Annotated in this window: 12 protein-coding genes; 2 read left to right on the top strand and 10 right to left on the bottom strand. The window is 66.5% G+C overall.

From position 1 onward, the window contains the following. Window positions 1-99: 99 nt before the first annotated feature. Complete coding sequence (locus tag VGQ44_07965) at window positions 100-1,317, bottom strand: P1 family peptidase (GenBank protein HEV8446740.1); 1,218 nt, start codon at window positions 1,315-1,317, stop codon at window positions 100-102. Window positions 1,318-1,468: 151 nt separating this feature from the next. Here VGQ44_07965 and VGQ44_07970 point away from each other — a divergent pair, with 151 nt between their 5' ends. Both VGQ44_07970 and VGQ44_07975 read left to right on the top strand, forming a co-directional pair. Next, entirely contained in the window at window positions 1,469-1,828 is a 360-nt protein-coding gene (locus VGQ44_07970; protein HEV8446741.1) for a PadR family transcriptional regulator, read from the top strand. Next, complete coding sequence (locus VGQ44_07975; protein ID HEV8446742.1) at window positions 1,825-4,485, top strand: ABC transporter permease; 2,661 nt, start codon at window positions 1,825-1,827, stop codon at window positions 4,483-4,485. Before VGQ44_07970 ends, VGQ44_07975 begins: the two co-directional genes overlap by 4 nt. On the opposite strand, the gene VGQ44_07980 is transcribed toward VGQ44_07975, so the two are convergent. From VGQ44_07980 to VGQ44_08020, 9 genes are all read right to left on the bottom strand, one after another. Next, window positions 4,486-5,250 (bottom strand): hypothetical protein, encoded by a 765-nt coding sequence (locus tag VGQ44_07980; protein HEV8446743.1) that lies wholly within the window; start codon window positions 5,248-5,250, stop codon window positions 4,486-4,488. It abuts the gene before it with no gap. Beyond that, window positions 5,250-5,657: a hypothetical protein gene (locus VGQ44_07985; protein ID HEV8446744.1), complete on the bottom strand. Its 408-nt coding sequence runs from the start codon at window positions 5,655-5,657 to the stop codon at window positions 5,250-5,252. Before VGQ44_07985 ends, VGQ44_07980 begins: the two co-directional genes overlap by 1 nt. Then, window positions 5,654-6,262 (bottom strand): sigma-70 family RNA polymerase sigma factor, encoded by a 609-nt coding sequence (locus VGQ44_07990; GenBank protein HEV8446745.1) that lies wholly within the window; start codon window positions 6,260-6,262, stop codon window positions 5,654-5,656. Before VGQ44_07990 ends, VGQ44_07985 begins: the two co-directional genes overlap by 4 nt. An 85-nt stretch (window positions 6,263-6,347) precedes the next feature. Then, window positions 6,348-7,607, bottom strand: coding sequence for an MFS transporter (locus tag VGQ44_07995; GenBank protein ID HEV8446746.1), 1,260 nt, complete (start codon window positions 7,605-7,607; stop codon window positions 6,348-6,350). 117 nt (window positions 7,608-7,724) lie between these two features. Beyond that, entirely contained in the window at window positions 7,725-8,396 is a 672-nt protein-coding gene (locus VGQ44_08000; GenBank protein ID HEV8446747.1) for a hypothetical protein, read from the bottom strand. Window positions 8,397-8,527: 131 nt separating this feature from the next. Continuing rightward, window positions 8,528-10,132, bottom strand: a complete 1,605-nt coding sequence (gene ggt, locus VGQ44_08005; protein ID HEV8446748.1) for a gamma-glutamyltransferase — start codon at window positions 10,130-10,132, stop codon at window positions 8,528-8,530. A 210-nt stretch (window positions 10,133-10,342) separates the two neighbouring features. After that, a complete protein-coding gene (locus VGQ44_08010) occupies window positions 10,343-10,915 on the bottom strand; it encodes a nucleotidyltransferase family protein (protein ID HEV8446749.1) in 573 nt (190 codons plus the stop codon). After that, complete coding sequence (locus VGQ44_08015; GenBank protein HEV8446750.1) at window positions 10,912-11,289, bottom strand: iron-sulfur cluster assembly scaffold protein; 378 nt, start codon at window positions 11,287-11,289, stop codon at window positions 10,912-10,914. Before VGQ44_08015 ends, VGQ44_08010 begins: the two co-directional genes overlap by 4 nt. Beyond that, entirely contained in the window at window positions 11,286-12,266 is a 981-nt protein-coding gene (locus VGQ44_08020) for an XdhC family protein (GenBank protein ID HEV8446751.1), read from the bottom strand. Before VGQ44_08020 ends, VGQ44_08015 begins: the two co-directional genes overlap by 4 nt. Window positions 12,267-12,389: the final 123 nt, after the last annotated feature.

Here is a 12,389-nt window from a genome sequence, read left to right on the forward strand (position 1 = left end):
GTGGAGAGGAGAAGCTACGTGTCGGGTGGACAGGTGGACAGGTGGACCGGTGGACGGGCGGGCAGCGGAGACGGCTGAGCTCTTCGCCGGCGCCGCACCCTACTTCAGGCGGCCGTACTTCCTCATCACGTCGAGCATCCGATCCACCGGCATCGCGTACACTCGGTAGTCGTTCGCGCCGGTGGTCGTCTCAGCGGCCAGAAGTGCGTTGGTAATTGCTGCCTCGGTGGCCTGCGCGGTCGCCTGAAAGAGCGGAGAAATCCGATCGTTCGTCAGCATCCTGACCGACACCACGCTGTCCGACGACCACGCCTTCGGGTTCGCGGTGGAAAAGGCGACGAAGATGTCGCCCGAACCGTTGCCGCCGAATCCTCCCTGTCGGCCCACGCCGAGCGACACGCGCTTGGCGATGCGCTTGAGTTCATGCGGAAGGAGCGGCGCGTCCGTCGCGACGACGACGATAATCGATCCCTGCTCCGACCTGTCGTCGACCTTGTCGTCGTGCCCTGGCGCGTCGCAATGCCGACGCCGTACGGTCGGCGGATCGGGTTCGTTGTTCGCGATGCACGGTTGGAGGTCCGTGATCTCCTCGCCAACGGGCACACCGGCGATCCGCAGATCGCGACGCGCGCCAAAGTTGCATTGGACGAGCACGCCGACGGTGTATCCCCCCTGATTCGCCGGCAGTTTGCGCGACGCGGTGCCTATGCCACCCTTGAAGCCCAAGCAAGTCATCCCAGTCCCGCCGCCGACAACACCCTCTTTCGGCAACCCGCCGGTCGCGGAATTGAGCGCGGTCATCGCGTGCTCTTCCTTCACGTGAAATCCGTTGATGTCGTTCAGACTTCCGTCGTAGGTCTCGGCGACGACGGGCAGCCACCACGGCTGCAGCACGTTCATTTGCGAGACCTCCCATTTGATGATCGCGTCGCGTACGACGCCGACGCTGTGCGTGTTCGTGATGGCGATCGGGCCCTCGAGATAACCGCTCTCCTCCACCCAAGTCGTTCCGGTCATCTCGCCGTTGCCGTTGAGCGTGAACCACGCGGCGAACACGGGATCCGGGTTGGCTTTGCCGCGCGGGTGGACGACCGTCACGCCGGTGCGCACAGGGCCTTGTCCCACCACCAACTTGCCGTTGCCAGAGATGATCGTGGCGTGTCCGACTTCGACACCAGCGACGTCTGTGATCGCGTCGAGCGGCCCCGGCGTGCCGCCGATCGGGAGCTTGAGTTCGCTTTCACGCGGCTTCGTTTGAGACAACACGAGCGATGGTGAGAGCGCGAATGCGGCAACGACGACCGTGAACGCCCGCATGGCGAATTCTCTGATTCAGGAGTCACGTGAAGGTGCAAAGGAAATTCGAAGGTGGACAGGTGGACCGGTGGATCGGTCAAACCGCGAACGACGTCAGCCCGCTCATCACCTCGCCATTGCCAACTACATCCGCGGCGGATATAGTCTCGGCATGACCATACGAGAGAACGCCGCGCAGACGCCGCTCACGCCGGCCGTGCTGCACATCCTGCTCGCTCTCGCCGAGGGAGAACGGCACGGGTACGCGATCGCGCAGGAAATCGAAACGGCGACAGAGGGCGACATTCACATGGGTCCGGGAACGCTGTACGGATCCATTCGACGCATGCTCAGCGCCGGGCTCATCGATGAGTCGCCGCGGCGTCGGCGTCCCGACGACGACGAGCGGCGTCGCTACTACCGAATGACTCCCCAGGGCCGGCGGTTGCTCGAAGCGGAGTTGTCGAGGCTGACGCGCGTCGTGCGGGTGGCTCGGGGCAAGCGAATTCTGCGCGACCCGGGGGTCGCGTGACGCGGCGGTCTCGCGCGGGGCGTCTCTATCGCGGCGCTCTCCGGCTCTTGCCGCGCGACTTTGTCGAACGGTTCGGCGACGAGATCGCCGAGTTGGCCGACGATCGCTTGCGCGAGGCGCGCGTTGGCGGACGGGCTGTCTATGCTCGCGAGGTCCTTCGTCTGTTCGCCGATCTCGGCGCCACGATTCCGCGCGAGTGGCTGGCCGCGCGAACTCCTCTCTCCAATGAACGGCCCGAGGACAACATGGACATTCTCATTCAGGACCTCCGGTTCGCCGCACGCGGCCTGATGCGGCGTCCGGCGTTCACAGCCGTCGCCGCTGCGACGATCGCGCTCGGCATCGGCGCGAACACGGCCATCTTCTCGGTGGTGGACGCGTCGCTGATTCGTCCGCTGCCGTACGACCACCCCGACCGCCTCACGATCATCTGGGGTTCACAGGGCACGCAGTCGAATCAGGGCGTCGTGTACGCCGACTATGTCGACTGGCGCCGGCTCAATCGCACGTTCGTCGACCTCGGCGCATTCCGCGGCCAAAGCGTGAACCTCACGGGAAGCGACACGCCCGACCGGCTCATCGGCGCCTTCGTGTCGGCGAGCTTCCTCAAGGTCATCAACACCAAGCTCGAACGCGGCCGGCTTTTCTCCGAGGCTGAGACCGAGCTCGCGACCAAAGCACCGGTCGCGATCGTGTCGCACGAGACTTGGGTCAGTCGATTCGGTTCGGATCCATCGCTCGTGGGAAAGCCGCTGACGATCAACGGAACCGTCTTTACCGTCATCGGCATCACCGCGCCGAACATGCCGGTGCCGCTGTACTCGACCGCGCCGGACGTGATGGTCCCGATCGGGTACTATCCCAACGCGCATGGACTCGACCGCGGAACTCGCGGCATCTCGGTCGTCGGCCGGCTGAAGCCTGACGTGACCGTGGCCGCGGCCGACCGCGATTTGAAAGCGATCGAGAAGCAACTCGCCAACGATTTCCCGATCACGAACACCGGGACGAGCGCCGACGTCGTCTCGCTCAAGGAATTCGGAGTCGCGCAGAGCAAGGTCCGACTGCTGCTCATGCTCGGCGCCGCGCTGATCGTGTTGCTCATCGCGTGCGCCAACGTCGCGAATCTGCAGCTGGCGCGCGGCGCGTCGAGGACACGCGAGATGTCGGTTCGCGCGGCGCTTGGCGCCGGCCGGATGCGTATGGCGCGCCAGCTCCTCACGGAAAGCGTCGTTCTCTCGCTCATGGGGGGCGTGATTGGTCTCGGCGTGGCGTTCGGGCTGACCAAAGTCCTCGTGTCGCTCATCGGTTCGCAGCTGCCGGTCGACCCGAAAACCGTTTCCGTGGACGGCGGAGTCGTGGCATTTGCTTTGAGCGTGTCGTTGGCGTGCGGCGTTTTGTTCGGCCTCGTTCCCGCGTGGAAGGCGTCGCGCACCGACCTCACGGCGATGCTGCGCTCGCGCATCGGCGCGGGGCTCAGCCACGTCTCGACGCGCAACGCGCTCGTCGTCGTGCAGCTCGCGCTCTCACTCTCGTTGCTGGCGTCGGCCGGCCTATTGGCGCGTTCGTTGATGGCGCTCCAGCATGTCGATCCCGGTTTCGACGGCGATCGTCTGCTCACGGCGCAGTTCCGTTTGCCCGCCGCGAAGTACGACACGCCGGAAAAGATCTGGACGATGTTCGACCGGACCGTGCACGAGCTTCGCTCGCTTCCGGGCGTGGAGTCGGCCGCCCTCGTTCGCGCCTCGCCGCTGAGCGGGAACGGCGAGCAGTACCCGACCGCGATCGAGGGGCGCGGCGAGGTCGCCGCGAGCGACGCGGCGCAGGTGCAGGTCAACAGCATCACGACCGACTATTTCCGGACGATGCGGATCCCCGTGCTCGCCGGCCGGGACGTCGAGGACGGCGATCGCGCCGGCGCGCTCCCCGTGGCCGTCGTCAACAAGACATTCGCCGAGAAGATGTGGCCGGGACAATCGCCGATTGGAAAGCGAATCAAGTTCGCCGGCGACGATTGGTGGACGATCGTGGGCGTGGTCGGCGACGCGCGACACTTCACGCTCGACGAAACGCCGCTTCTTCAAGCGTACGTGCCGCACGCGCAGCGTCCGCAGATCTTCACCAGCATCGTCGTGCGGACGAAGGGAGACGATCTCAAGGCCGTCGCCCTAGGCGTGCGGCAAGCGCTGTGGCGCGTCGACAAGGATCAGCCGATCTGGCGCTTCCGCTCGATGCAGGAAGATCTCGACGCCGTCGTCGCGTCGCCGCGCGTCATGATGTGGCTGGTCGGGATCTTCTCGGTCGTCGCCGTGCTCGTCGCCGCCGTCGGCATCTACGGCGTTCTGAGCTACACGATGAGCCAGCGCGTTCAGGAGATCGGAATCCGCCTCGCGCTCGGCGCGGACGCGCGACGGGTGACGCGGATGGTCGTCGCCGAGGGCGCGAAGCTCGTCGGCGTCGCGGTGGCGATCGGACTCGTCGGGGCGTCCGCGGCGACGCGAATGCTCAGAACACAGTTGTTCGGCGTCCAACCACACGACGCGCTCACGTTCGTCGCGGTGACGGCACTCCTGGCGTCGGTGGCGATCCTCGCGTGCTACGTGCCTGCTCGCCGAGCGAGCAGGGTCGATCCGATGGAGGCGCTGCGGTCCGACTGATTAGCGCCTGGCAAGTTGCGGGCGCACGGTGAGGATGAGCCCACTGCTCTTCCCGTTGTCGATGGCGGACGTTCCCAGGAGGACCGTCTGCCCAATGGGCACCGTGACGCCCGTCGTGAGCAGGGTCACGGCCGCCCGCCCGCCCACCGACACCGTCCCGTTCGATTGCGCGGGAACGGCGGGTCTGACGAGAGACACGTAGAGATTCACGCTCGCGTCGTTCCCTTCGACGCGCACCTCGCGGGCTTCCACCGTCAGCGAGAGCATCTCGTTGTCGCCGGCGATCGTCTGCGTGACCATGTGGTTCTCACCGGTCGTCGCCAACGCGGTGCCGAGCAGCCGATAGCCGTTGAACTTGAGCACATTGCGCAGCAGAGAATCGATGCCCGCCACGGCGGGGTCGCGTGTGTTCGTCGGCTCGGCGGCCACGAGTTGGAAGTTGAGGACGACGGAGGCGGGCTCGCGGTCGTACTTCTCCAACACGTTCATCATGTCGTTGTAGATCCGCTGTGACTCGCGGATCGTGACGGCGCGAACGTTGGGCACGTCGAACACGCCGCCGCCGGGCGAGGTCGAATATGGCGACAGCAGCTTCACCGCTTCGGCCGACGTGAGGTGGCGGAGCGCCACCGTCTTCACGATGAAATCATTCTGGCGGACGGCCGATCCCGGAGCTTTTCGACTGGTATCCGACTGCTGCTGCGCCGACGCTTGTGTGCTCGCCAGCGCCAACAGGGCCACGACTGAGAGTCGAGCGAATCGCATCAGTTGCTCCCGGAGGAAATCCAAACGAGGGTGATCTTCGGATCAGCCGTTTTGATCACCGTCGCGTGCTGTCCGACTTGAACGTCGACTGAGACGACGCTAGCCGGACGGTCGTTGCTCGGAAGCGAAGCCACCGCGCTCGGCTCCGCTCGATGTCTCGTGCGCGTGACCGCCGCGACGAGCACCGCGGCGATCGGTAGAGCGGCGAGCATCAGCGTTCGGCGCCGGGATCGAGCTCGCACCCGCAGCGACAGTCGATTCAGGTCACCCGTGAGCGCGCGGGCGAGCGTCCGGCAGGCCTCGCAGTCGCGCAGATGCGCCGCGAGCTCCGACTCGCCTGGATAGCCGGCGCGAAGCTCGCCCGGCTCGGCGACGAGCATCGCTTCACGTGCCTGGATGCAATTCATTCGGTGTACTCCTCCAGCAGTCGCTCGTGATGCTCCAACAGCTTGGCGCGGATCGCGCGCCTGGCCTTGAACAGATGTCCGCGTACCGTGACGGCCTCCATGCCGAGCTTCGCGGCGATCTCGGTCGGCGTGAGCCCGCGCAGGTCGGCGAGCTCGAAGACCTGGCGCTGCCGGCCGGGAAGCGCGTCGAAGTACTTGACGACGAGCGCGGCCAGGCGCGCGGCGTCCGGATCCGTGGCCCCCGCTCGACTCGATTCGTCGAGCGCGAGCGACTGGTGTTCGTTCGCCAGGGCGATGCGTCGTTCCGTCCTGCGCCGCTCCGATAAAGCCGCGTTCCTCGTCACCGCGAACAGCCAGGTCGTGAAGCGGCTCGCACCATCGAAGCGTTTGACTCGGCGGTCGAGGCCGATCAACACCTGCTGGGCGACGTCGTCCGCCGTGTCCTCGTCGCCGGTGAAGCGGACGGCCCAGCCGCGCACACGCGACTGTACGCGCGTGATGAGCCGCTCGAGGGCCGCGGGTTTCCCCGACCGGACCTCGTCAACGAGCGACGGCAGGTCGCCGTCGTCGCCCGCGATCACCGATGATTGCGTGAACACGTCCATGTGACGTCACGCCTAGGGCGGGCGTTTACCGGTGGACCGGTGGACCGGTGGACCGGTGGATCGGTGGATCGGTGGACCGATGAGCCTATTCCATCGTTACTGCTGCCACTTCTCCGAATGCGACGCCGCGTTTTTCCTTGCCGGCCCATGCCGCAATCGCGCCGAGGATGAAGACGGTAGCCGCTGTGAACGCCATCGCGGTCGCGTAGGTCATTCGGTCGGCGAAGATCGCCTCGATGTACGCGACCGTCCCGGCCACCGCGACGCCGCACTGGTAGGCGAATCCCGGCAGGAAACCGCGCACCGAGTCCGGCGCCAGCTCGTTGATGTGCGCCGGGATCACACCCCACGCGCCCTGAACCATGAACTGCATCGTGAACCCGCCGACGACGAGGAGCGGCACCGTCTTCGAGAACGCCCAGAGCGGAATCACGACGATGGCGAGCACCAGCGCGCTCACGATCGCGCGCCGGCGGCCGACCCGGTCGGAGTAGTAGCCGAAGAGAATGCCGCCGGTGATCGCGCCGACGTTGGCGATCGCCGAGATCACCGCGATCCGCTGCGGGGTGAAGCTCCAGTCGCGCTTGAGGAACGTCGGATACATGTCCTGCGTGCCGTGCGAGATGAAGTTCATCATCATCATGAGCACGAACAGATAGAAGAAAAGCGGCAGGTGCGACACGAGGCCGCGTCCATACGCGCCCCAGTCCCGATGTCGCGTTCGCTCCCAGACCTCGGACTCCTTCACGAACGACCGCACGTACAGGGCGAGCAACGCCGGGATGCCGCCGATGAAGAACATCGGCCGCCAGCCCCAGCGCGGGAACACGAAGAAGAAGCAGAGAGCGGCGAGCAGGTTGCCGACCGCGTAGCCCTCTTGCAGCAATCCCGACAGCACGCCGCGCCGGTGGGCAGGCGCCTTCTCCATCGCGAGCGACGCTCCGACCCCCCACTCGCCGCCCATGCCGATGCCGAAGAGGGCGCGCAGCACGAGGAACGCCGCGTACGAGTGTACGAGTCCCGTCGCCACTTCGACCACCGAGTAGAACACGAGGTCGATCATCAGCGGAATTTTGCGACCGAAGCGGTCCGCCATGAGGCCGAAGATGAACGCGCCGACTGGCCGGAAGGCGAGCGTAATCGTCAACGACAGCGCGATTGCCTTGTCGGGGCGCCCGAAATCCTTGGCGATCGCCGTCAGCGTGTAGGTGACGAGAAAAAAGTCGAACGCGTCGAGCGTCCAGCCGAGGAAGCTCGCGGCCACGGCGGCGCGGTGGCCGGTGACCTCCGGAGGCGTGTATGCGGTCGGCTTCGCTACGGCCGCGGACGTTCGCGGAGCGGTCATGTCGATTGGTCGAGGTTCTGCGATAAAACGCGGCGTAAAAAAACGCCGCGAGGGCGATGCCCCAAGATGTCGTCTGGGGCACCGCCCTCGCTAGCGCTTGCGCGCCCGAGAAATGGACTACTTCGCGCCCGGCTTCACCGCGAAGTTGGCGACGTGCACGCTCAGGTTGTGATTCACCCGCAGTCCGACGTCGCCGCTCTCGTCGGCGCTCATGCCGCTGCGCGGCACCGCGCTCACCTGCGTGTTGTTGACGAAGAAGCGAACCGAGTCCGGGGCGACCTTGATCGCGAGGTCGTTCGTGTTCGGCGTGTCATCGAACTTGTGGATCGCCGGGCTAGCGGCCCAATCGACGAGTTTGTGCACGTTGGTGCCCGAACGGTGGGCGACGTAGAACATTCCGTCCTGGCGCACCTCGAAGTAGAGGTACGTCTCCTTTGCGGGGTCGTTGAGCTCGCGGCCGCCCGTGAACAACCCGTATGCCTCGGCATGCTGACCCTTCTCCGCTTGGCGGAAGTTCGCCGAGACGGTGAAGTTGTCCTTCTGCGCGTCGGCCGCACGGTAGTAGATGCCCGCGCCGCCCGACGTCACGTGGAAGCCAGGGCCCATCGCCTCGAACTTGGCGTTCTTCGACGCGTCCTTGTCGTCGAGACGCATCGTCCAGCCGGCCGGCAGAGCCGTGGGTGCGACGGCTTTGGTCGGATCCTTTTCCTTGCTCTGTTGCTGCTGCGCCGCGAGCGGCGCGACCGTGGCCAGCGCCAGCACGCCCGTCATTGCCATCGTGAATCGCATTGCCCCCTCCCGTCAGTGATTGTTCGCGTGAGTTGCCGAATATGACGGACCCCGCGGTGCATCGCCATGTCACTTGCCACGACGTCTACGAAATCCTTGCATCACTTCAGTCCGCCGCGGGATTCCGGGATCTAGTATCCAGCGGCGTGCCCATCCTTTCGCGGATCCGAGGCCGCGGCGTAGCCGTGGGAAAGCTTGATGATCGCCTGGCTACCGCCGAACTGTGACGGCTTGGCAATGCTCACTTCGTGTCCCAGTGCCTTGAGGCCGGCGATCACGCCGTCCGGAATCGCCGGCTCCACGATGACCCGCGCGGCGTCCATATGGCGGAAGCGGCCCTGATCCATCGCCTCCTGCAAGTCCATGCCGAACACGAGCAGGTTGATCAGGAACTGCGCGTGCCCCTGCGCCTGCATCGCGCCGCCCATCAACCCGAAGCTCATGAACGGCTCGTCGCCCGTGCCGTCGGGGGCGGAAGTCGGACCGGGCTTCGTTACGAATCCTGGAATGAGGGTATGGAAGGGGCGCTTTCCCGGAGCGACGGTGTTCGGGAGGTTCGGCTCCATCGTGAACCCGGCGCCGCGATCGTGAAGCGCGAACCCGGTCCCGGGCACGACGATGCCCGAACCGAACTCGTCGAACAAGCTGTTGATGAACGACACCATGTTGCCGTCTTTGTCGGCGACGGTCAGGTACACCGTCTCGCTCGCCGTGCGGGCCGGACCCGGATCGACGTGCGTCTGCGCTTTGTGCTCGTCGATATGACTCCGCCGCTCGGCGATGAACGGATCGGAGAGAATCTGGCTCGGCGGGATCGTGAGGTGGTCTGCGTCGCCGTCGTAGCGCACGAGATCGGCGTAGGCGAGCTTCTTGGCTTCGATCAGGTGATGCAAATAAGGCGTTGTATTCGCGCCCATCGCCTTGAGGTCATAGGAATCGAGTATCCGCAGCATCTCGAGCACCGCGATCCCCTGGTTGTTCGGCGGCAGCTCCCAGACCCGGTAGCCTTTGAACGTCGTCGAGATGGGCGTGACCCACGTCGGCTGGTTCTTCTTGAGATCCTCGAGCGTGACGAAGCCGCCGAGCTCCTTGATGCGCGCGACGATCTTCTGTCCGAGCTCGCCGCCGTAGATCGCCGCCGGACCTTCCTTGCCTATGAGCCGGAGTGAGTTCGCCATGTCGGGGTTGCGGAACCATTCGCCGGCTTTCGGCGTGCGGCCGCCGGGCATGAACGTCGCCGTCGCACCGGGATCGCTCTGGAGCCGCCTCGTGGCACCGGCCCAGTCGCCCGAGATCACGGGCGTCACGACGTATCCATTCTCGGCGTAGCCGATCGCGGGCTGCACGGCCTTCTCGAGCGTGATCGTTCCGTATTTCTTGAGCAGCGCGTCCCAGCCGCCGACGGCGCCCGGCACGGTGATCGTCTCGACGCCGGTCGTCGGCATTCGCGTGCGTCCGCGCTTGAGCAACTCCTCACGCGTCATCAACGATCCGGCTCGCCCGCTCGCGTTGAGCGCGACGAGCTTCTTCTCCTTCGCGCTCCATACGATGGCGAACATGTCGCCGCCGGGACCCGTCATCATCGGCTCGACGACGGCGAGCACCGCGGCCGCCGTGACCGCGGCGTCGATCGCGTTGCCGCCGCGTTCCATCACTTCGATGGCCGCGCTCGTGGCGAGCGGCTGGCTCGTCGCGGCGACGCCGTTCGGCGCGTAGACGGTAGATCGTCCGGCCATCGTCACCGGGCGCGGAGTTTGTGCGTTCGCGGGTTCCAGCAGGACCGCGGACACGAAGAGGACGCAGAGGAGTGCACGTGAAATCGAAGCGAGCATCGAAATGGGTCTCCGGCTGTCTGACTGGAGAGTCGGTGTGTCGGCACGGCGCTCAACGATATCGCGCTACGCCGTGCGGAGCGAGGGGACGGTGCGGCCTCGTTCCGCCGTCAATCACGCGTCGAGCGCCGCGAGATCGCCCGGTGTGTCGACGTCGGGCGGAGCGTCGGCGTCGATGTCCACGACCTCGACGCGGGAGGGATCGCGCTCGATGAGCGATCGCGCCCCGACGTCGCCGGAAATTGCCGCGACCTCCGGGAAGACGCTGCAGCCGAGCAGCACCGGGTGGCCGCGACTTCCCCGATAACGCGTGGAAACGATCGGGCAACCGGTTTCGCGCCAACGCGCGACGACTTTCCGAATGACGGCCGCGTCGATCCCCGGTTGATCACCCAGCGCGACGACGATCGCCTTGGTCTCGTTGGGCGCCGCTGCGACACCGAGCCTGAGCGACGTCGACAAACCGTCGGCCCATCGCGGGTTCTCGACGAACGTCGCGTCGATGCCGTCGAGCGCGTCGATCACGGCTCGAGACTCGGAGCCGACGACGACGATCATTTTGTCGACGAGCGTCGCCAGCGACCGGGCCGCGCTCGCGACGATCGGAACGCCGTGCACGCGCGCCGCGAGCTTCTGCGATCCGAATCGCCTCCCGCCGCCGGCAGCCAGCAGCAGGCCGATGATCATTGCGCCGACGGGTGAAGGCTGGCGGCCGCGCGGCGCAGGGTGTCGAGCGGCAGGGTCGCGCACTTTCGGCGAGGCGCGGGCGGCTCACCCTCGAGCGATGCGAAGAGCCATCGCTCGTCTACACTCGAAACGGCGTCGAGCCGCATTCCTCGCACGCGCTCGGTGAGCAGCGACGCCGAGGCGACGCAAAGCGCGCACGCGTCGGCGGTGAACCGCGCGTCGGCGATCGTGCCTTGCTCCGCGCGAAGCTCGACGCGCACGCGATCGCCGCAGAGCGGATTGGCCCCTTCGACCGAGGCGTCCGCGCCGTCGAGCCGACCTCGATTCCGAGGATGCCGAAAATGCTCGAGGACGACGGCGCGCACCGCGCTCACGGCCGCTTTCCATTGCGCACCGCCACGACCTCGGCGAGGATCGACAGCGCGACCTCCTCCGGACGTTTGCCGCCCAGATCGAGACCGATCGGCGTGTGCACGCGCGCCAGCTCGTTTGCCGTGAAGCCTTCGGCGGCGAGCAGGTCTCGCACGGCGGCCCCGCGCTTTCGACTGCCGAGCAGACCGATGTAGCCGACGGGCGAGCGGAGCACCTGTCGGAGGACGGGCAGCTCGTACTTATAGTCGTGCGCCACGAGCACGACGGCGGCATTCTTTCCCGGCGCGAGCTCGGCGACGATCTCCGACGGCATGCCGACGCGAATCTCGCCGGCGTCGGGAAATCGCGCGGCGGTCGCGTACCGATCCCGTCCGTCGACGACGACGGTGCGCATGTCCAACTCGCGCGCGAGCCGCGTGAGCGTCATCGCGATCTGACCCGCGCCGACGATCACCAGCGTGAGCGGAGGAGCGACGCGGTCGAGAAAAACGCGCGAATCGGTGCCCGCGTCAGGGATCTCCGACGCCGGCAACGTTTGCGTTTCGGCCGGCGCGTCGAGCGGCGTGACGATGACCGCGGCCTCGCCGGCCTCGAGAAGCTCCAACGCGCGCCGGTGCGCCGCGACCGTCGGATCCGACTCCGACGACGGAATCACGCGCGTCAGCAGCACGTCGAGCGTTCCGCCGCAGGTGAGGCCGATCTCGAACGCTTCGTCGTCGTCGAGCGAGATCGACAGCAGCCGCTGCCCCGCTCCGCCGTCCGTCATCAGCGCGTCCGCCGCCTCGACGACTTGGGCGTCGACACAGCCGCCGATCGTCACGCCGCCGATGATTCGCCCGCTGCGGCCGACGATCATCTTCGCGCCGATCTTCTTCCCAGATCCGCCGCCCGACCCGCCGACGAGCGTCGCCAGCGCGACCGCCTGTTCGTCGCGCAGCTCCGGGTCATTCGGATCGATCAGTCCAAACGCATTGGGCATCGTCTCATAGTCTGTGCCCGGACACGCGTGGAGACAACCGGCTATGCCGTGCCCCCTTGGCGTTGCCCCACCAACGGACGCGGCGCTCCAACGAGAATCCCCAAAGGGTTTCTCCGTTTGCGT

This window comes from Gemmatimonadaceae bacterium (assembly GCA_036003045.1).
In the GTDB taxonomy this organism is placed as follows: domain Bacteria; phylum Gemmatimonadota; class Gemmatimonadetes; order Gemmatimonadales; family Gemmatimonadaceae; genus JAQBQB01.